We start from the raw sequence: 18,729 nt of genomic DNA on the forward strand, positions 1-18,729 counted from the left end.
ACGCGAGGTGGCGAAAAAGGGAATCCAGAGCGTACGTGGTTTTTGTGACATCCTCCCCGCCGAGGCGGCGATTTGGCAACGTGCTGAGAAGATCATTCGACGTGTGCTGGAGGCGTACGGGTATCGGGAGATCAGGTTGCCGATGCTTGAGCGGACAGAGCTTTTCTGCCGCTCGATAGGCGAGGTTACCGATATAGTCGAAAAGGAGATGTATACTTTTGAGGATCGTAACGGCGACAGTGTAACCTTACGCCCGGAAGGGACGGCCGGCTGTGTGCGTGCCGGGATCGAGAATGGACTGTTGCATAACAGTGAGCCGCGGCTGTGGTACTCGGGGCCGATGTTCCGTCATGAGCGCCCGCAAAAAGGTCGATTGCGTCAATTCCATCAAGTTGGCGCTGAGGTCTTCGGCGTCTCGGCGGCCGAGATGGATGCCGAGATGATTGTCATGACCGCCCGGCTGTTCCGCGAACTTGGCCTTAATGGCCTGCGCTTGCAGATTAATTCGCTTGGCACCCCCCAAAGCCGAGCTGCGCACCGCCAGGAGCTGATCGCCTATTTGCGGGATAATGAAGATCAGCTTGACGAAGATGCTAGGCGGCGGCTGGAGACCAATCCGCTGCGCATCTTCGATAGTAAGAACCCCCAGGTCCAGCATGTCATGGCCGCAGCGCCACGGCTTCTGGATAATTTGGATGAGCAATCAGCAGAGCATTTCGCAACAGTTAGAAACCTGCTTGAGCAAGCGGGGGTGGATTATGAAGTCAATCCTGCCTTGGTTAGGGGGCTCGACTATTACACCAGGACCGTGTTTGAGTGGGTCAGTGACGATCTCGGGGCGCAGGGCACGGTTTGTGCGGGAGGTCGCTTTGATGGTCTCGTCGAGCAGTTGGGCGGCAAAGCCACCCCGGCGATAGGTTTCGCGCTCGGCTTGGAGCGGTTGATAGCGTTGCTGGGGCAGAGTGATAAGCAACCAGTCGGTGATGCGCCCCACGCCTACCTGGTGGTAGCCTGTGATGCCGGGGCTGCATTTGACCTGGCCGAACGCCTACGTGATCGCTTGCCAGGGCTGCGCCTGCAGGTTAACCCTGGTGAAGGCGGGTTCAAGGGACAATTGAAGCGCGCAGATCGCTGCGGCGCTCGCCTGGCCCTCATTTTGGGTGAGCGGGAGCTAGCTATGCATGTGGTGACTGTGAAAGATTTACGCAGCGGCGAAGAGCAGCGGCAGTTGGGTTACGACGAGCTGGAACAACTTTTGCATGATATAATTGCAGAAGAACCGGCAGATTGAATCTATTGAGGTAGCTTGATGGACCGCAAAGACGAAGAAGAGTTTGATCAGCTCAGGGATTGGTGGCGGCGCAACGGCCCCTCCCTCATGCTTGGTATATCAGCAGCTATGGTGGTCTTGGCTGGCTGGTGGGCCTACGGTACTTGGCAGGAACGCTCGGCTCAGCAGGCGGCTACGGCCTATGCTGAGTTTCTAGAGGTGGAGCGCCGTGACGCCGAGTTGGAGGAGTTAGCAGGCCTTGGTCAACGCCTGCTTGATGATCACAGTGGCAGCGGCTATGCAGTGCTAGCAGCCATGCGTATGGCGCGGTTGCAGGTCGATGCAGGTGCCTATGCCGATGCAGCGGACACCTTGGGTTGGTTGGTGGAGAATAGCGATCATCGGCCCACGGCAGAATTGGCGAAGTTAAGGCAGGCGCGAGTGTTATCACAGATTGACCCGGAAAAGGCTATAGAGTTGCTTGAGGCCGATGTCTCGGATGGTTTTAAGGCGGCCTATGCTGAACTCAAGGGCGACCTGCTTGCCGAGCTCGGGAGACAAGATGAAGCGGCGCAAGCCTATCGCCAGGCCTTGGCCGCAAACGGCTTGGCGCCGCAGTCCCGGGAGTTGGTTGAGATGAAGCTGCGCGCTGTGGAATCAGAGGCTTGACTGTGGCTCGGTTGCGAACAATCAAACAGGCCCTACTTCCAGGCGCGGTTCTGGTAGCTCTTAGTGCTGGGTGCTCGCTGCAAAAGCCTCTACCTGAGCCTCAGGTGGAAGAGAAGATCGATGTCGAAGTGGTGCGCAGCAGCTGGCCGGTAGGCAGGCTTGAGGCGGGACTCGCCTTCGATCCCTACTACGCTGATGGGCAGATTTATCTGGCCGATGGTCGTGGCTGGGTAAAATCAATAGAGGCTGAACAGGCATCGAAGCGCTGGTTGCGAAAGCTGGATAAACCTCTTTCAGCCGGCCCTAAGGTTGCTGGCGAGAAGGTCTTTGTAGCTGATCGCAAGGGCGGCTTTTATGCACTCAACAGGGAAGACGGGGAGCCGCTCTGGGAAGCCCAATTAAGCAGCGAAATACTCGCCGAGCCGCGCATGACTCGCGGTGTGGTCATAGCCAGAGCTGGGAACGGCAGGCTTTACGGGCTTGATGCTGAGAGTGGTGAGCGACTGTGGATGTTCGAGCGCAGTGTGCCGCCTCTGACACTCCGGCAACGCAGTGCCCCGGCTGTATCCGGCAGTAGCGTTGTGGTCGGTCTGGAGGGTGGCCGCTTGGTAGCCCTGGATGTTACCGACGGATCGGTGCGCTGGGAGCATACCCTATCTGAGCCACGCGGCAGGACCGAGCTAGAGCGCATGCGGGATATTGCTGCCGAGCCGGTGATAGACCGTGGCGCGGTCTATGCTGTTGCCTATCAGGGCGAGCTGGCCGCGGTGCGCATGGCGACGGGAAGTAGTCAATGGAGCCGCAGCGTTTCTAGCTTCAGTGGCTTTCTGCTCGATAATGAGGAGATCTATCTCGCCGGCACAGATGGTAGGGTGTGGTCGTTTGATAGGCGTAACGGTGCTACCGCATGGCGTCAGGAAAAACTGGAGGGCCTGTCTCTGACCAGGCCAGTTGCCTACGGTGACTACCTGGTAGTCGGCGATAACGCTGGTTATGTCAATTGGCTGCGCTTGCGTGACGGTGAGCTAATGGCGCGCACCCGGCTCTCTTCGGTGCCCATTGAGCGTACCCCTGTTGTGACCAGTGCTGAAGATGGTCTGGTCTGGGTTATTGACTCAAGAGGGCGTATTACGGCCCTGCGGGTCGATTAATTATTTAATTTTCCAGCTTTTGATTTATAGGGTATGCTCTCCTGCATAGCCTGTCACAGGTGATGCATGCCATTTGTTCTGTTTATTGACTTTTGAGAGGTGATTAAATGCGGTTAATCCTTCTTGGCCCCCCCGGTGCTGGTAAAGGAACTCAGGCTGGTTATATCTGCGAATCACTTGGTATTCCGCAGATCTCTACCGGAGATATGCTGCGTGCGGCCGTAAAAGCGGGTACCCCGCTGGGCCAGCAGGCTAAGCAGATAATGGATGAAGGGGGACTGGTACCGGACGATGTTATTCTCGGTTTGATCCGTGAGCGCATCGCAGAGGCCGATTGTGCTAACGGCTTCCTTTTCGATGGATTTCCGCGCACCATTGCACAGGCCGACGGGCTTAATGATCAGGGCATTAAGATCGATGCTGTAGTTGAGATCCAAGTTCCGGATGAAGTGATTGTCTCGCGCATGGCTGGGCGCCGCGTCCATCCTGGTTCGGGGCGTGTGTATCATGTTGAGAATAACCCGCCTCAACAGCCGGATGTTGACGATGTGAGCGGTGAGCCTCTCGTGCAGCGCGACGACGATAAAGAGGAGACCGTGCGCCACCGGCTGAGTGTCTATCATGAACAGACCAAGCCGCTGATTGACTATTATTCAAAGTGGGCCGAGCAGGGTGGTGACGACGCTCCCCGCTATGTCAGTGTGGACGGTCAGCGTGATGTTGAGGCCGTAAAAAATGATATCCTTAGTGCATTGAAGAGTACCTCTCCGAGGGATTAATGCGCCGTATACTCGCGGTATTTTTCGCCTTTTTTCTCTCCGCTATGCCGCTTGGCGGCGCGGAGGAGAGGGGCACAGCGGTTCTTCTCGATGTCAGCGGGCCGATAGGTCCGGCGACGACCGATTACATCGTGCGTGGTATCGACCATGCCGAGGATACTGGCGCGAGTCTGGTGATCTTGCGCTTGAATACCCCTGGTGGGTTAGACGACGCCATGCGCGATATAATCGGCTCCATAATCTCCTCTTCAGTGCCGGTTGCTACTTATGTTGCACCAGGGGGTGCGCGGGCAACTAGCGCCGGCACCTATATCCTCTATGCCTCGCATGTCGCGGCGATGGCCCCGGCCACCACGGTTGGGGCAGCAACTCCGGTGCAGATGGGTTCTCACAGCGCCTTGCCTGGTGGGATTGCGAGCGACGCTGGCTTTGCTGTCACTTCGCTGCCTCTGGTGTTGGAAGACTCCTTGACTCGCTCTGGCGGTATCCTGCCGACCGATGAGGGCGAGGTAGAGGATCTTGAGGAGATGATCCGCGAGATGGCGGAACGCTTTGATGAGCAGGAAGAGGCTGGCGAAGAAGATGACGCTGCGGCGAGAGAAGAAGATCAGCCTGAGGGCGACACCGCTGAGGATGATGATGCCGCAGAGGCAGAGGCCAAGGATGACGAGGCCGAGGCTCGTGACGAAGAAGAGCGGGAAGAGGCCGCTGATGAGCCCCAGGAGGAGCGCCCTGGAGCCATGGAGCGGAAGATCGTCGAGGATGCTGTCTCCTACATCCGCAGCCTGGCTGAACTGCGCGGACGTAATGCTGAGTGGGCCGAAAAAGCCGTGCGCGAATCGGTGAGTGCCTCCTATAGCGAGGCAGCAGAGATAGGCATCATCGACTTCGTCGCCGAAGATATAGAAGAACTGCTGGAGAAGGCCGACGGCAGAGTGGTTAAACTGCCTACCGGTGAGCACGAGCTCAAGACCATCGGTCTGCAGGTAGAGTTGCACGAACCCGATTGGCGCAATCAGCTGCTCTCCGTGATTACTAACCCTAATGTCGCCTATATCCTCATGCTGATAGGCATATATGGGATAATCTTCGAGCTGATGAACCCCGGATCTCTCGTCCCAGGTGTTATCGGCGGGGTGTCGCTGCTGTTGGCGATGTATGCCTTCCAAGCATTGCCCATAACCTATGCCGGACTGGCACTAATGGGGCTGGGCATAGCGTTCATGATAGCCGAGGCGTTTATGCCTAGCTTCGGTATCCTGGGCATAGGTGGGGCTATTGCCTTTGTCCTCGGTTCGATAATGCTCATGGATACCGACGTCCAGGGCTTCGAGATATCGCTTGGGGTGATAGCTGGCTTTACCATCGCGAGCATGATTATCTTTATCGGAGTGGCGACGATGGCGGCGCGGGCCTGGCAGCGGCCACGTCTGGGTGGTGCCGAGCAGATGATAAGCGCAGAGGCCGTTGCCGATGAGGACTTCAGCGCCGATGGCCATGTCCGTTATGCCGGCGAGCGCTGGCGCGCGCGGAGTAGTCAGCCGGTCAAGGCTGGGCAGCGTGTCCGGATTGTTAGCAAGGATGGATTGAATCTACAGGTGGAGCCTTATGAATGAACCACGTAGCGCCTCAGACGATCTTTACCGTGAGGCGTTGGATCGAGTTAAACAGGCTATTGAGAGAGCCAGCCAGACCGATTTGTATGAACCTACCGCAGGGGTTTTGGCTACCGCAGGGAATGCTGGTTGGCCGACAGCACGGACAGTTCTGTTGAAGGGGCTTGATGAAGCCGGTGCCTTGTTCTACACCAACCTGTGTAGTCGCAAGGCCCAGCAACTAAGTGAGAACCCGCGGGCATCGCTCTGTTTTTTCTGGCAGCCTTTGGCCGAGCAGGTGGAGATTTGCGGCAGCGTTGTGCGGATCAGTGCTGCCGAGGCGGATGAATACTGGGCCGAGCGTCCGCGTGATAGCCAAATCGGTGGGTGGGCTTCAGATCAGTCGCAGCCGTTGGAGTCGCGACGTGAACTTGAAGAGCGCGCGGCCGAGATCGAGCGCCGCTTTCCGGATCGGATACCGCGCCCACCCCACTGGTCCGGTTATCGCTTGGTGCCGGTCAGTATAGAGTTGTGGCGGGCCGGGGAAGGCCGTTTGCATGAGCGTGAGCGCTATGAGCTCCATCCCGAGGGCTGGGAGCGCATGCTGCTAAACCCCTGATTTATAAAGTGATTTGTTAAGTGGTGCGAATTTAGTTATGGAAGAGCTTTCACGCTATTCTGTTGACGAACTGCGGCGTATGCGTGGCCTTGTGGAAAAAGAGATGGAGCGCCGCCGCGAAGACTATCTGCGTCAAGCGCTGCGTGAGGTAGAGCAGATCGCTGAGCGTTACGGTTTCGCGCTCAGCGATCTGGTTGATGATATAGAAGTACAGCATTCGCACCAGCAGCATTGCCAGCAGCACAATTCCCGCCAATGATATCTGCCAATTATTCAGGGGGCGTTAGGCGCGCAGCCCCGTTCCTCTATTAAGAAGATATAGCGATAGTCCGCCGAGTGCTAGGATAAAGGCGATCATCATGGCGTAAGAAAGCAGTATATGCACATCTGATGATCCTAGAATGCCGAAGCGAAAGGCGTTAACCATATAGAGTATGGGGTTGGCGAGCGAGACGTTCTGCCAAAACTCCGGCAGGAGTGAAATGGAGTAGAAGACCCCGCCTAAGTAGGTCAGTGGGGTCAGGACGAAGGTCGGGATTATCGCAATATCATCGAATTTCTTAGCGAATATCGCATTAATAAGACCGCCTATGGAAAAGAGGATCGAGGTCAGCACGACCACTGACAGGGTTATGGCCCAGTTGTGGACGGGTAGCGATGTAAACATCAGCGCTATTAGGGTGACTATCGCCCCGGTGCACAGACCTCTGCCCACCCCACCGGAGACGTAGCCGAGTAAGATCACCAGGTTGGGTGTCGGTGAGACGATCAACTCCTCGATATGGCGCTGAAATTTAGCGCCGAAGAAAGATGAGACAACGTTATTATAGGAGTTGGTTATTATCGACAGCATGATTATTCCCGGGGCTATGTACTCCATGTAGCTATAGCCTTCCATGGGGCCGATGCGCTCGCCGATAAGCGCCCCGAATATGACGAAATAGAGCGTCATGATGATCGCCGGCGGCACCAAGGTCTGGACCCAGATGCGCATATAGCGGTGGGTCTCTTTGTAAGCGATCGTCTGTAAAGAGATCAGCGCGGCCTGTAAGCGATGCGGCTGGCCCTGTTGGCCGTAGCGGCTGGAACTAGTTGTGTTTTTCTCCATTAATGCCTCTATTCCTTGTCTTCAACGTCGAGCATGCGCATGAACAGCTCTTCGAGGCGGTTTGATTTGTTACGCATGCTCAGTACCGCAACACCGTGCTCGGATAGCCTATTAATCAGTTCACTTAACGTGCTGCCGCGCGGGACCTCTGCCTCAATGATCTGCTCCTCTACCTTCTTGAGGGTGAAATCTCCTAGCTGCGGCAGTGGCTCAGGGACGGTGTCGACATCGAGCAGGAAGGAGTGGGTGGATAGGCGCTGGAGGAGGGTTTTGACATCGGTGTTCTCAATAATCCTGCCCTCATCGATGAAGGCGATATCGCGGCAGAGGCTTTCCGCCTCCTCAAGGTAGTGGGTGGTGAGGATGATGGTTGTGCCCTGGTCATTGATATGGCGCAGGAAGTCCCACATGCTGCGGCGCAGTTCGATATCTACCCCGGCGGTTGGCTCATCCAGGATTAGCAGGCGCGGTTCGTGAACCAGGGCGCGGGCGATCATCAGGCGGCGCTTCATGCCCCCAGATAGGTTACGCGAGACGGTGCTGCGTTTCTCCCACAGGCCGAGGCTTTTTAGGTAGTGTTCGGTACGCGCGCGGGCCAGACGGCGCGGGATACCGTAGTAGCCGGCCTGGTTGGTGATGATCTGTTCGGCGGTTTCGAAGGTGTTGAAGTTGAACTCTTGGGGTACTAGACCTATAGAAGATTTTACTGCCCAGGGGTCTTTGTCGAGATCGTTACCGAAGACTTCTACCTTGCCGCCGCTCTTCGTCACCATGGTCGAGATGATGCCGATCAGGGTCGATTTGCCGGCACCATTGGGCCCGAGCAGGCCGAAAAAGGCGCCGGCGTCTACGTCGAGGTTGATTCCATCTAGGGCTACTTTGCCATCTTTATAAGTCTTAGTAAGCTCTCTGACGGATAGGGCAGTCAATTGTTCTCCCGATTCTTATACCTGCATCAAACCGGCTATTATATCCTCTATCTGTGCTGTGTTGTTGGCAGTGGCTGCATTTTTTTGATTTTTAGGGCCAGGGTCGGTTAGAACCGAGTCTCGAGGCCGGCACTGAGCATAAAGCCACGGGGCACCGAGTCGACGGTGTCGGTTGATACAGCTGCATCAAGGCTGAAGAAGTTGGCCAGGGTAAAACCACCGCTCAAGTAGCTGAGTTCTGAGCCGGCCAGGTTTTGCCGGTAGCCAAAGCGCGCCCCGGGGAGTAAGGCCGTGCTGGGCTGATAGGCAGCACCCAGGGTGAACCACTGGTAGGCATCATTGTAGTCTTCACCAAACGGCCCATCCACAGCGTTGGCGTCGAGCGCGGCGCTTAACAGCCAATTCCTGCCCGGGGTTTGGGCAGCGGCCTCGAGGCTTAGCTGCGGCTGCATCTCATAGTCTTGGCTGCGCTCGATGTCGCCTCTATCGATGGCGTCGTTGAGCAATTCGCAGCTGCTGTCGCCGTTGCAATCCTGCGGGACTGAATGGTACGCGAATGATGGGGTGTTGATGTTGAGCAGGGTAGCGCCGAGTTGATACCAGTCGCTGATCCAGACCAAGCCGGCATCTAGGCCGAAGTCGGTGCTCTGGCGTTGGTTTGAGGTGTAGCCGTCGGTCAGGGTATCGCCCATGTCGTCATCGAAGTCGGAGGCGGTGCGCGAGAGCTCAACCTCGAAGTGGTTAAGCCGGCCGCCGGCGAACAGGGTGCCGGTGGGATACTGTGCCACTGCTGTGCCGTAGCCGATGGATATGGTGCGGGTATAGGCACCTTGGGCAAGGGCGGCGGGGTCGCCGAGGGCTTCGTCGTCAAGTTCGATTTTATTGTTTGGGTCTGAATCTGCGTAGACGTTGCCGTCGCCATCAATGCAGAAAGGTTTGCCGTTGAAACTGTTGTCGCAATCTCCGGTATGATAATCCTCGGGATCAGTAGAGAGAACCGAGAACGGTGAGTCCCCAGGGATGCCGTAATGCACCGAAAGATTGCCGCGGATGTCGAAGTCGACGTCGAAGAAGAGCGAACCGCGTAGGGTGTCACTGGTTATCTCGAGCGGGAATGGGAGGACATTGCCCTTTATGCCGAGGCCAAGGTAGAGATCATCGGTAAGGTTGACTATGGAGTCTTGAACGCGTTGGCCGCCTTCAATTATTCCTATAAGGTTGTCGATCTCATCATCTGGGTCGAAATTTTCTTCATCGCCGAACTCTCCAAACTCATCAACACTATCTCTAAATTCATCAACACTATTTTCAAAGTCCTCAAACCTATCCCCAATATCCTCAACATCGCCGATCTCATAGGAGAGGCTGAACCCGATGACCCCCATGCGCACTCCACGGCGCACATCGGAGATGGGTGAGGCCGGGTTTTTCTTGTTGCCCTGGAGGCGGTCGAGAGCGGTTGAATCGCCGAAGCCGATATTGGGGCCGCTTGGGTAGGCGTGGGGATTGGCCAAGGCTAGACCGGGGAGGGCGGCGCCAAGAAATAGGGGGAGGAGTAACTTGCGCATGATATTGTCTCCTATCGAGACGGGATTAAGCTATCCGCACACCAATTATGCCATTATGCTCTCAGGAGTGCTATACGCACAACTTGCAAAAGCCGGTTATGCGCTGGAAACTAGGCGGCTATGCCCAGCAAGGAAACCATTCAGCTAATAGCCGATGCCTATCACAGCATCCGCGCTACAATGCCCGGATTTCGCGAGCGCGAATCGCAGCGGCGGATGATCTGGGAGGTGGCTAAAGCCCTGGATGGGGAGCACGATCACCAGATTCTAGCGGTTGAGGCGCCCACCGGAACCGGCAAGAGCCTTGGTTACTTACTCGGTGGCATACCGGTAGCGCGCGAGCGTGAGGTGGCGCTGGTAATAGCGACCGCCACCATTACCTTGCAAGAGCAGATCCTCAATCAGGACCTGCCCAAGCTGGCTGAGTACGCCGGACTTGAGGTCAAGGCCTGTGTTGCCAAAGGCCGGGGGCGCTACGTCTGTCCGCGCAATCTCAAGGCCTTGTTGGATGAGAGCGAGCACAACGACGAGGGCCGGCAACAGGCACTCGCCCCCGAAGTGCTTGGCTCCGCAGCTTGGTCGCGTCCCCCGCGCGAGGGCGAGATAGATAACCTGAACGCCATGCTAGATGCCCTTAAAGAGGGCGAGTGGCAGGGCGATCTCGATGAGTGGCCAAATCCACCGGCCAGCCCGGATCTCTATAATATGATCACCTCTACCCCGCATTCGTGTACCGGGCGGCGCTGTGCCGATTTCTTCTCCTGTCCGGTCTATCAGGCCCGCGAACGGATGCGTGAAGCCGAGGTGGTGATCGCCAACCACGATCTGCTACTGGCCGATTTGCAGCTCGGCGACGAGGGCGGCGGTGTGGTAATGCCCAACCCTGCTGAGAGTCTCTATGTGATCGATGAGGGCCATCGCTTTGCCAGTAAGGCGGTCCGCCGTTTTGCTGTCAGTGCCAAGGTGCAGGCTGCCCGCGATTGGATAAACGATGGTCTGCGGACGGTGCAAGAGATTCGCGGCCTGCTCAGTAGCGAGCCGCAGGAGCAGCAGCTTAGTGATAGCGTCGGTGAGTTGCTCCGTGAAGTTCACGAGGTCTTGCAGGATGTCGATGAGTTCCTGCAGCACAACTACACAGCCGATCCTGAGGAGCATTTATGGCGCTTTCGCGCCGGCCGCGCGCCTGAAGAGGTGGTTGCCATTGCCCGGCGTGTTGCGAAACCGGCACAACGCTTGCAAGCCGATCTTGATAAGCTTGCAGAGAAGTTAGATGCGGCCATGAGTAGTGAGCGGGTGAATGTCAGTGAGTTGGAGAAGTATCTCCCAAGATTGGGTTTTTTGCGCGAGCGCGCGGATAATTTAGCCACTACTTGGGGGCTTATGAGTACTGCCGATGAGGATGACAAGCCACCGGTGGCACGCTGGATAGAGCGCCACGAGGGTAAGACTGGGCAAGGCGATCACCTCATCTCGGCTGCTCCGGTATCGGTGGCTGGCGACTTGGCAGCCCGCTTCTGGCAGCGGTGTCTCGGCGCAGTGATAACTAGTGCTACGTTGACCGCCCTGGGCAAATTCGATCGCTTGCGCCGCGATTTGGGTTTAGAAGCTGATGAGCGGGTTGCAGTCGGCAGATTGCCGTCGCCATTCGATTACAGTAGCTCATTGCTTAGCGTGCCGGCCATGCGCACTGATCCCAAAGACGGTCGGGAGCATACCAATGAGGTAATCGAGCAACTCAAGGAATTGTTACGCAGCGACGAGGCGGCCCTCGTGCTGTTTACCAGCCGCTCGCGCATGGAGCATGTCGCCGAATCCTTGCCCAAGCGCCTGCGGGCGCTGATCCAGTGTCAGGGCGAGCGCTCCCGTGAGGCGATGTTGCGCCACCATCGCCAGGCCATTGATGCCGGTGAGGGCAGTATCCTGTTCGGGCTGGCCTCCATGGCCGAAGGCGTCGACCTGCCTGGGGCCTATTGTGATCACGTTATCATTGAGAGGATCCCGTTCTCGGTGCCATCTGAGCCGGTTGAGGCGACCCGCAGAGAGTGGCTAGAGGATCGCGGCGAGCGGCCCTTTTATTCGGTCAGCTTGCCAGATGCATCGCTGCGCCTGGTCCAGGCTTGTGGTCGACTAGTCCGCTCCGAGACCGATCAGGGGCGCATCACCATCCTCGATCGGAGGATTGTCAGCAAGAGCTACGGTAAGGCCCTTATTAACTCCTTGCCCCCGTTTACCCGCGATGTTCAATAGTACTTAACATGCACGACGGTATCCTTATCATCAAAACTGGTAGCACGTTACCAGCCTTACGTCAGCAGGGCGATTTTGAAGACTGGATTCGGGCGGCAATCGCCCCCATCTCGGCATGGGTGGTTGATGTCGAAAAGGGCCAACCCTTGCCCGCGGTCGAGGAGCCAAGCGCGGTGATAGTAACCGGGTCGCCGGCCATGGTCTCGCAGCGCCTGCCCTGGAGCGAGCAGACCGCCGCTTGGCTGGCCGAGGCGGTGGCCGCAGCCACACCTATTCTAGGCATATGTTACGGCCATCAGCTGCTTGCCCACGCCCTTGGGGGTCGGGCAGGGCCTAACCCCAATGGCCGCGAAATTGGCACGGTTAGAGTGGAGCTAAACGCGGCTCAGGCGCGGCGAGATCCCTTGTTCGAGGAGTTGCCGGCAGACTTTGCAGCCCATGTTACCCATGAGGAGTCGGCCCTCAAGTTACCCGACTCTGCGGTGCGCTTGGCTTATAATGGCCACGAGCAGAACCATGCCTTTCGTGTCGGTAGCTCGGCGTGGGGGGTGCAATTCCATCCCGAGTTCAATGCCGCTATAACCCGCGGCTATATCTTTCATAAGCGCCATGACCTCTATCGGGAGCGCCTTGCTGCCCTTGATATACTGCGTAGCGTAACCGAAACTCCGCATGCGACGAGGTTGTTGAGCCGTTTTGCGCACATGTTTGTAAGCCCTTGACCGGGAGCGCGCCTCGGCAACGGGTGGCTAGTAGAGGCTAGTGGAAAGGTTTAGATGGGTCTAATGCGTTATCTGATCAGCGTAGTTGCCACTCTTATAGTGGTCTGGGTAGTCGTCCTCGGCTCGCTTAATCTTATGGAAGATTTAGGCAAGAACGTCGGCTACGGTGTCGAGCGGATGGTCTTGGGCGGCGACGATGAGCAAGATATCGCCGATCTTGAGCAGTGGCTTACCGCTCGCGAGGAGCGGCTCGAGAAGGCCGGTGATCATTTGGGCTGGGCACGCCTGGCAGTCTGGGTGGCGCCGCCGGGGATGCGCAGCGAGGTGTCCCAAATCATCACTGATGCCCAGCAGTTACGTGTCCAAGCCCTGGAGTTGATCGGTGAGGTGGAGCGCCTGAATGCCGAGTACGATGCCTTTGCCCCGCTGATAGGCGAGCCGGTCTTGGTTGAGGGTAAGGGGTTTCCGGCTCGGGAGCAGTTGATGCGCCGCGAGGCCCTGGATTTGCTCAAGGAGATAGAGCAGATGATCAGGATGGCGCGAGCCTGGCAGCAGCTCAAACAGGACATGGAGGCAATTGGCGAGCGTGGCGCTGAGCTGCAAGAGCGGGCAGCTGCGGAGCAGGAGTATTGGGTGCCATTTAGAGGGGGCTAAAGGGGGATTCAACGACGTCCTCTTGTGCAGTGCACACCGTGACATGTGAGCGACTGTCAGCTACAATGATCTAAGTAACTAGGCCTTGATTAGGCTAGGCTGTGCCAGCCGGCGAGTTGGTATCGCGAAGGCTGTTAGCTTGAGGTTATTGATTGAGAAGACGGGAGGATCCCTGAACCTCCCGTTTTTTGTGTGCCCGAATTCCCCGGCGAGTTAGCACCAGCACTTATCCGGCGTCGCCGGCGGGGATTGGCAGAGACACGGATGGGAGCTTCTGAGCATCTCTCTTGCGCCATTCGCCTGCCCTGTTGTGGTGCTAAATGGCGCCGGGGATAGGCGCTTATGGACCCTGCGGGGAGGGGCACCGCATCCTCTACTACTGGTTTGAGTGGCGCAAAGATTAGATCTAGGAAGTTCTTCAGAGGCAGCAAATTGCCACTAGCTCCATAAAGGAGGAAGCTTTGACTCGTCCAGCACTGCTCGTTCTCCAGGACGGTACGGTATTCCGCGGCGAAGCGCTTGGCAGCGATGGCGCGGTAACCGCAGAGGTGGTGTTCAACACCGCCATGACCGGCTATCAGGAGATCGCCACCGATCCTTCCTATGCCGGTCAAATTGTCACCTTAACTTATCCCCATATCGGTAATACCGGCATCAACTCCATAGATCGTGAGGACGATCGCATCCGTTGTGCTGGCCTGATCGTCCGCGATGTCCCGCTTCGTTACAGCAACTGGCGTGCCGAGTTGGGGCTACACGAGTGGCTGCAACTGCATGGGGTTGTCGCTATCGCTGGCATTGATACGCGGCGTTTGACCCGGATATTGCGCGAAAGAGGTGCCCAAGGTGGCTGTTTAGTAACCGGCGAAGGCGCTCTGGACAGCAACTGGGCATACCAGCAGGCCCAGGCCTATGCCGGGATGAGTGGACGTGATCTGGCTGGCGAGGCGGGCACGGGTAGTAGCTACGCCTGGTCGCGCGGTACTTGGCGGCTCGATGATGGTAGAGAGGATGCTGGAGCCCCTGAGCAGCAGCCGAGATTCAAGGTAGTTGCCTATGATTTCGGGGTTAAGCAGCATATCTTGCGCCTGCTGGTCGATCACGGCTGTCAGGTCAGCGTGGTTCCGGCGCACACATCGGCAGGCGAGGTTGCAGCGCTGGAGCCCGATGGGGTGTTTCTCTCCAACGGCCCGGGTGATCCCGAGCCGATGGATTACGCCATCGCCAATATTCGCAGCTTGCTTGAAGAGCACCGTATCCCGGTTTTTGGCATCTGTCTTGGCCATCAACTGCTCGGTCTCGCCAGTGGGGCGCGGACGGTGAAGATGAAGTTCGGCCATCACGGGGCCAATCACCCGGTGCAGGAGCTGGCTAGCGGCAGGGTGATGATATCCAGCCAGAACCACGGCTTTGCCGTTGATGAGGCGAGCCTGCCGGACAATCTTGAGCCTACCCATAGGTCACTGTTTGACGGTTCACTCCAAGGGATAAGGCGCAGCGATGTGCCAGCGTTCGGTTTTCAGGGGCACCCCGAGGCGAGTCCCGGGCCGCACGATGTTAGGCCACTGTTTCAGCAGTTTATCGAGATGATGGAGCAGCGATAAGGAATCTCCGCAGTCGAGTAGCTATTGTGTACCTCCCCGGGGTGTGAGCGTACCCGCTCTTCTCCGCGGTGGAAAAACAGCAACACCTCACCGAGCGAGCCTGCGAAAAGACTATGCCAAAACGCACAGACATAAAATCAGTTCTCATCATAGGTGCCGGTCCGATCGTCATCGGTCAGGCCTGTGAGTTTGACTACTCCGGCGCGCAGGCCTGTAAGGCCTTGCGCGAGGAGGGGTTGCGAGTGATTCTGGTCAACTCCAATCCGGCCACCATCATGACCGACCCGGAGACCGCCGATGCGGTCTACATTGAGCCGATCGAATGGCAGACGGTAGCCCGAATTATCGAGCGTGAGCAGCCTGATGCAGTTTTGCCGACCATGGGCGGACAGACCGCTCTTAACTGTGCGCTCGACCTGGTCAAGCACGATGTGCTGACGCGCTTCGGGGTAGAGATGATCGGTGCGAGCCGCGAGGCTATTGACAAGGCAGAGGAGCGCGAAGCGTTCCGCTCGGCAATGGCCAATATCGGCCTGGAGTCGCCACGCGCCGAGTTGGCACGCTCCATGGCTGAGGCGCAGGCGGCACAAGCGCGGATCGGCTTTCCGGTCATCATCCGCCCCTCTTATACCCTGGGCGGCTCCGGTGGCGGTATAGCCTATAACCGCGAAGAGTTTAACGAGATCGTCGAGCGCGGCCTGGATCTATCCTACACCAACGAGGTACTGCTCGAAGAGTCGGTGCTGGGTTGGAAAGAGTATGAGATGGAGGTGGTCCGTGATCGCAAGGACAATGCGATCATAATCTGTTCGATCGAGAATCTTGACCCGATGGGGGTGCATACGGGTGATTCGATAACCGTCGCCCCGGCTCAGACACTGACCGATAAAGAGTATCAGATTATGCGTGACGCCTCGTTGGCGGTGTTGCGCGAGATCGGTGTTGAGACCGGTGGCTCTAATGTGCAGTTTGCCATCAACCCGGACAATGGGCGGATGGTGATCATCGAGATGAATCCGCGGGTCTCGCGCTCTTCGGCGCTGGCCTCCAAGGCAACCGGTTTCCCTATCGCCAAGGTTGCGGCTAAGCTGGCTATTGGTTATACCCTCGATGAACTGAGCAATGAGATAACCGGCGGCGCCTCACCGGCGTCATTTGAGCCGGCCATCGACTATGTAGTTACCAAGATACCGCGCTTTACCTTTGAGAAGTTCCCTCAGGCGCAGACCTATCTGACTACGCAGATGAAGTCGGTAGGCGAGGTTATGGCTATCGGCCGAACCTTCCAGGAGTCATTCCAGAAGGCCTTGCGCGGCTTGGAGCAGGATCTTGATGGGCTAGAGGAGCGTGTCGATCGTAATCGCCAAGATGTTAAAGAAGCGATCCGCCATTCGCTTCGCCAGCCAACCCCAGAGCGGGTGCTGCATCTAGGTGATGCCTTCCGGTGCGGCTTCACCCTTGAGCAAGTCTATGAGATGACCGCCATAGATCCTTGGTTCTTGGCCCAAATCGAGGATCTTATCGCAACCGAAGCGCAGGTAGCCGCGAGCGTCTTTAGCTCTTGCGATGCGTCAACCTTGCTCAGTTATAAACGGCGCGGTTTCTCCGATGCGCGCCTAGCTAGTTTATGGGGCGTTGAGGAGGCTGATGTACGGGCTCGGCGCCACGAACTCGGGTTGCGACCGGTGTTTAAGCGGGTCGACTCATGCGCGGCCGAGATGCCGACCATAACCGCCTATATGTACTCCACCTATGAGGAGGAGTGTGAGTCGCAGCCGACCCAGCGGCGCAAAATAATGGTCCTCGGCGGTGGCCCTAACCGTATAGGTCAGGGCATTGAGTTTGACTACTGCTGTGTCCATGCCGCCTTGGCGCTGCGCGAAGATGGCTATGAGACCATCATGGTTAATTGTAATCCGGAGACAGTCTCGACCGACTACGACACCTCGGATCGGCTCTACTTTGAGCCGTTGACCTTCGAGGACGTTATGGAGATCGTTGAGACTGAGCGCCCGGAAGGGATAATCGTCCAGTATGGCGGCCAGACGCCGCTTAAACTCGCCCGCGGGCTTGAGGCCGCCGGGGCGCCGATTATCGGCACCACCCCCGATTCTATCGATCTAGCCGAGGATCGGGAGCGTTTTCAGGAGATGATCGGGCGGATTGGGTTGATGCAACCGCCTAACCGCACGGCTCGCACAGAGAGCGATGCCCTGCGCCTGGCAGCCGAGATAGGTTATCCACTTGTGGTGCGGCCATCCTATGTGCTTGGCGGGCGGGCCATGGAGATCGTCTATGAGGAGAGCGAGCTGCGGCAGTACATGAATGAGGCGGTGCGGGTCTCGAATGAGTGTCCGGTACTGCTTGATCGCTTCCTAGACGACGCGGTGGAGGTCGATGTTGATGCGGTCAGCGATGGCCACAGTGTGGTTATCGGCGGGATCATGCAACACATTGAGCAGGCAGGGGTCCACTCGGGAGATTCGGCCTGTTCCATGCCACCTTATACGTTGCCCGCGGATGTCCTTGATCGGGTGCGGGAGCAAGTCCGTTTGCTTGCCACCGAATTGGGCGTAGTCGGTTTGATGAATGTGCAGTTTGCCATCCAGGGGCAAAGTATATTTTTGCTCGAGGTCAACCCTCGTGCCTCGCGCACCGTGCCCTATGTCTCGAAGGCCTGCGGGGTGGCGCTGGCCAAGGTGGCCGCGCGCTGCATGGCAGGCGAGACGCTTGCTGCACAGGGGGTGGATAAAGAAGTCGTACCGTCCTATTATTCAGTCAAAGAGGCTGTATTTCCATTCCTTAAATTCCCTGGCGTAGACCCAATTCTTGGCCCGGAGATGAAATCTACCGGCGAGGTCATGGGTATTGGCGCCTGTTTTGGTGAGGCTTACGCTAAGTCGCAGTTGGCCGCAGGAGTGGTAGTGCCTCGTGGTGGTAGTGTTTTCATTAGTGTGCGCGAAGCCGACAAGGAGGCTGCGGTGGAAGTTGCGCGGGATTTGGCCCGACGTGGGTTTCACTTGATTGCCACCCATGGTACCGCGGCCGCCCTCGAGGGCGCGGGCCTGGAGGTCCGACATATAAACAAGGTCACCGAGGGTAGGCCGCATGTAGTCGACGCAATCAAGAATGATGAGATAGATTTGATCGTGAACACCACTGAAGGGCGGCAGGCTATTGCTGATTCCTATTCCATAAGGCGCGAGGCGCTCCAGCGTAAGGTATGCTATACCACCACTATAGCTGCGGCACGGGCTATGTGTCTGGCGCTGGATCATCTGAAGGAGTGGGAGGCTCGCCCCCTTCATGTCCTGCACAGGGAGATGACGGGATGAGTAAGATACCGTTGACCGCGAAAGGCGCAGAAAAGCTGCGTGCAGAGTTACATCGGCTCAAGCATGAGGAGCGCCCGCGTATTATCCAGGCGATTGCTGACGCTCGTGAGCACGGTGATTTGAAGGAGAATGCCGAGTACCATGCGGCCCGCGAGCAGCAGGGTTTTGTTGAAGGGCGGATTCAGGAACTGGAGTCGAAGCTGGCTAATGCTCAGATAATTGATCCGACTACAGTTAACGCGGCGCCGAAGATTGTTTTTGGGGCTACTGTGGTGCTTGAGGATACCGATAGCGGGGAGGAGGTCACCTATCAGATCGTCGGTGATGAGGAGGCAGATATAAAGCAGGGGCTCATATCCGTCAGTTCGCCCATTGCTCGCGCCTTGATAGGCCGTGAGGAGGGTGATGAGGCGGTGGTCCATGCCCCTAGTGGCGAGCACGTCTATGAGGTGGTTGAGGTTCGTTATGAATAAGCTCGG

Annotated in this window: 16 protein-coding genes; 13 read left to right on the forward strand and 3 right to left on the reverse strand. The window is 57.4% G+C overall.

The genetic code is table 11. The features are described from left to right. The first annotated feature begins 7 nt into the window (after window positions 1-7). The 7 genes from hisS (at window position 8) to HH1059_RS05215 (ending at window position 6,342) form a co-directional block, all read left to right on the forward strand. Window positions 8-1,291 carry a histidine--tRNA ligase gene (gene hisS / locus HH1059_RS05185; protein ID WP_096409009.1) on the forward strand — a complete coding sequence of 428 codons (1,284 nt, stop codon included), beginning with the start codon at window positions 8-10 and terminating at the stop codon, window positions 1,289-1,291. 18 nt (window positions 1,292-1,309) lie between these two features. Further along, on the forward strand, window positions 1,310-1,939 hold the full coding sequence (locus tag HH1059_RS05190; RefSeq protein ID WP_096409011.1) for a YfgM family protein: 630 nt from the start codon (window positions 1,310-1,312) through the stop codon (window positions 1,937-1,939). A gap of 2 nt (window positions 1,940-1,941) precedes the next feature. Then, window positions 1,942-3,090 carry an outer membrane protein assembly factor BamB gene (gene bamB, locus HH1059_RS05195; protein WP_200232689.1) on the forward strand — a complete coding sequence of 383 codons (1,149 nt, stop codon included), beginning with the start codon at window positions 1,942-1,944 and terminating at the stop codon, window positions 3,088-3,090. 107 nt (window positions 3,091-3,197) lie between these two features. Beyond that, window positions 3,198-3,869 (forward strand): adenylate kinase, encoded by a 672-nt coding sequence (adk, locus tag HH1059_RS05200; RefSeq protein WP_096409014.1) that lies wholly within the window; start codon window positions 3,198-3,200, stop codon window positions 3,867-3,869. Then, window positions 3,869-5,485 (forward strand): NfeD family protein, encoded by a 1,617-nt coding sequence (locus HH1059_RS05205; protein ID WP_231902033.1) that lies wholly within the window; start codon window positions 3,869-3,871, stop codon window positions 5,483-5,485. Before adk ends, HH1059_RS05205 begins: the two co-directional genes overlap by 1 nt. Beyond that, window positions 5,478-6,083, forward strand: coding sequence for a pyridoxamine 5'-phosphate oxidase (gene pdxH / locus HH1059_RS05210; RefSeq protein WP_096409015.1), 606 nt, complete (start codon window positions 5,478-5,480; stop codon window positions 6,081-6,083). The genes HH1059_RS05205 and pdxH overlap by 8 nt, the downstream gene beginning before the upstream one ends. A 37-nt stretch (window positions 6,084-6,120) precedes the next feature. Then, the gene (locus HH1059_RS05215; RefSeq protein ID WP_096409017.1) at window positions 6,121-6,342 is read left to right on the forward strand and encodes a hypothetical protein; all 222 of its coding nucleotides are present in this window, start codon (window positions 6,121-6,123) and stop codon (window positions 6,340-6,342) included. A gap of 24 nt (window positions 6,343-6,366) precedes the next feature. Here the strand turns inward: HH1059_RS05215 and HH1059_RS05220 are convergent, their stop codons facing one another. From HH1059_RS05220 to traF, 3 genes are all read right to left on the reverse strand, one after another. After that, complete coding sequence (locus HH1059_RS05220) at window positions 6,367-7,191, reverse strand: ABC transporter permease (RefSeq protein WP_096409019.1); 825 nt, start codon at window positions 7,189-7,191, stop codon at window positions 6,367-6,369. 8 nt (window positions 7,192-7,199) lie between these two features. Beyond that, window positions 7,200-8,120 (reverse strand): ABC transporter ATP-binding protein, encoded by a 921-nt coding sequence (locus tag HH1059_RS05225; protein WP_096409020.1) that lies wholly within the window; start codon window positions 8,118-8,120, stop codon window positions 7,200-7,202. Window positions 8,121-8,227: 107 nt separating this feature from the next. Then, window positions 8,228-9,688: a conjugal transfer protein TraF gene (gene traF, locus HH1059_RS05230; RefSeq protein WP_096409022.1), complete on the reverse strand. Its 1,461-nt coding sequence runs from the start codon at window positions 9,686-9,688 to the stop codon at window positions 8,228-8,230. Between the two features lie 120 nt (window positions 9,689-9,808). Between traF and dinG the strand changes: the two genes are divergently transcribed. From dinG to greA, 6 genes are all read left to right on the forward strand, one after another. Then, window positions 9,809-11,935, forward strand: a complete 2,127-nt coding sequence (dinG, locus tag HH1059_RS05235) for an ATP-dependent DNA helicase DinG (RefSeq protein WP_096409023.1) — start codon at window positions 9,809-9,811, stop codon at window positions 11,933-11,935. Window positions 11,936-11,943: 8 nt separating this feature from the next. Next, window positions 11,944-12,657, forward strand: coding sequence for a glutamine amidotransferase (locus tag HH1059_RS05240; RefSeq protein WP_096409025.1), 714 nt, complete (start codon window positions 11,944-11,946; stop codon window positions 12,655-12,657). Window positions 12,658-12,711: 54 nt separating this feature from the next. Continuing rightward, window positions 12,712-13,311: a hypothetical protein gene (locus HH1059_RS05245; RefSeq protein WP_096409026.1), complete on the forward strand. Its 600-nt coding sequence runs from the start codon at window positions 12,712-12,714 to the stop codon at window positions 13,309-13,311. A 461-nt stretch (window positions 13,312-13,772) separates the two neighbouring features. Continuing rightward, complete coding sequence (gene carA, locus HH1059_RS05250; protein WP_096409028.1) at window positions 13,773-14,915, forward strand: glutamine-hydrolyzing carbamoyl-phosphate synthase small subunit; 1,143 nt, start codon at window positions 13,773-13,775, stop codon at window positions 14,913-14,915. A gap of 113 nt (window positions 14,916-15,028) precedes the next feature. After that, window positions 15,029-18,250: a carbamoyl-phosphate synthase large subunit gene (gene carB / locus HH1059_RS05255; RefSeq protein ID WP_096409029.1), complete on the forward strand. Its 3,222-nt coding sequence runs from the start codon at window positions 15,029-15,031 to the stop codon at window positions 18,248-18,250. Then, entirely contained in the window at window positions 18,247-18,723 is a 477-nt protein-coding gene (gene greA, locus HH1059_RS05260; RefSeq protein WP_096409031.1) for a transcription elongation factor GreA, read from the forward strand. The genes carB and greA overlap by 4 nt, the downstream gene beginning before the upstream one ends. The last annotated feature ends 6 nt before the right edge of the window (window positions 18,724-18,729 follow it).

Origin of the sequence: Halorhodospira halochloris, assembly GCF_002356555.2 — a bacterium.
GTDB classification, from domain to species: domain Bacteria; phylum Pseudomonadota; class Gammaproteobacteria; order Nitrococcales; family Halorhodospiraceae; genus Halorhodospira; species Halorhodospira halochloris.

Coding starts and splice junctions, on each gene's coding strand:
- HH1059_RS05190 (WP_096409011.1), top strand. CDS start 1,310: ATGGACCGCAAAGACGAAGAAGAGTTTGATCAGCTCAGGGATTGGTGG.
- adk (WP_096409014.1), top strand. CDS start 3,198: ATGCGGTTAATCCTTCTTGGCCCCCCCGGTGCTGGTAAAGGAACTCAG.
- HH1059_RS05205 (WP_231902033.1), top strand. CDS start 3,869: ATGCGCCGTATACTCGCGGTATTTTTCGCCTTTTTTCTCTCCGCTATG.
- pdxH (WP_096409015.1), top strand. CDS start 5,478: ATGAATGAACCACGTAGCGCCTCAGACGATCTTTACCGTGAGGCGTTG.
- HH1059_RS05215 (WP_096409017.1), top strand. CDS start 6,121: ATGGAAGAGCTTTCACGCTATTCTGTTGACGAACTGCGGCGTATGCGT.
- HH1059_RS05220 (WP_096409019.1), bottom strand. CDS start 7,191: ATGGAGAAAAACACAACTAGTTCCAGCCGCTACGGCCAACAGGGCCAG.
- traF (WP_096409022.1), bottom strand. CDS start 9,688: ATGCGCAAGTTACTCCTCCCCCTATTTCTTGGCGCCGCCCTCCCCGGT.
- dinG (WP_096409023.1), top strand. CDS start 9,809: ATGCCCAGCAAGGAAACCATTCAGCTAATAGCCGATGCCTATCACAGC.
- HH1059_RS05240 (WP_096409025.1), top strand. CDS start 11,944: ATGCACGACGGTATCCTTATCATCAAAACTGGTAGCACGTTACCAGCC.
- HH1059_RS05245 (WP_096409026.1), top strand. CDS start 12,712: ATGGGTCTAATGCGTTATCTGATCAGCGTAGTTGCCACTCTTATAGTG.
- carB (WP_096409029.1), top strand. CDS start 15,029: ATGCCAAAACGCACAGACATAAAATCAGTTCTCATCATAGGTGCCGGT.
- greA (WP_096409031.1), top strand. CDS start 18,247: ATGAGTAAGATACCGTTGACCGCGAAAGGCGCAGAAAAGCTGCGTGCA.